This is a genomic window from Pseudomonas sp. HMSC066A08 (assembly GCF_001813025.1).
GTDB classification, from domain to species: Bacteria; Pseudomonadota; Gammaproteobacteria; order Pseudomonadales; family Pseudomonadaceae; genus Pseudomonas; species Pseudomonas aeruginosa.
In genome coordinates this window covers 1-277 of sequence record NZ_KV811387.1, presented here as the reverse complement: position 1 = coordinate 277, position 277 = coordinate 1, and the positions used below count along the sequence as shown (strand labels likewise).

Annotated in this window: 1 pseudogene; it reads right to left on the bottom strand. The window is 61.4% G+C overall.

The window, feature by feature from the left end:
- A pseudogene (locus HMPREF2886_RS31940) lies at positions 1–277 on the bottom strand (transporter); the annotation flags it as partial.

Genomic DNA, 277 nt, shown 5'->3' with positions numbered 1-277 from the left:
GTTCGGGTAGGGCTGGCCGGGCAGCGAGCCAAGCCACGCTTCCAGCGCGTTGACCGTCTCGATACGGGCCGCGAAGCCCTTGCGTTCAAGCTCGCGCTTGACGTAGCGGGCCTGTTCGGACAGGAAATTGCGGTCTTCGTGCATCAGCACCACGACCGGCGTGTAGTAGCCGTAAGCGACCAATCCCGACTTGGCGTCGTTGATGGCCACCTCCGTTTCCTGCGCCATTTTCAGGGCGTCGGTGTTAATCATGCCCTTCTGCGACTTGAAGACTTGC